Annotated in this window: 1 protein-coding gene; it reads left to right on the top strand. The window is 51.5% G+C overall.

Features of this window, described 5'->3' with window-relative positions; genetic code table 11:
* Positions 1-235, top strand: a 235-nt coding sequence (gene purN, locus CHH91_RS19120; RefSeq protein ID WP_286160861.1) for a phosphoribosylglycinamide formyltransferase, incomplete at both ends; no start/stop codon positions are given.

Below are 235 nucleotides of genomic sequence, written 5' to 3'. Positions count from 1 at the left end.
AAGCCTATCAGGGAAAGATGATCAATATCCATCCATCGCTTTTGCCTGCGTTCCCTGGTTTGGACGCAATAGGCCAAGCATTGGAGGCAAAGGCAGACACCACAGGCGTAACCATCCACTATGTCGATGCAGGCATGGATACAGGTCCGGTAATTGCCCAACAGCAAGTAGCAATTGCCAAAGGAGAAACGCGGGAGACGTTAACGGCAAAAATCCAAGCCGTCGAGCACACGCT

Origin of the sequence: Virgibacillus sp. 7505, from assembly GCF_002272135.1 — a bacterium.
GTDB lineage: Bacteria > Bacillota > Bacilli > Bacillales > Amphibacillaceae > Terribacillus.
Note: the sequence above shows the minus strand (reverse complement) of the source record. Positions and strands in the feature narration are given on the sequence as shown.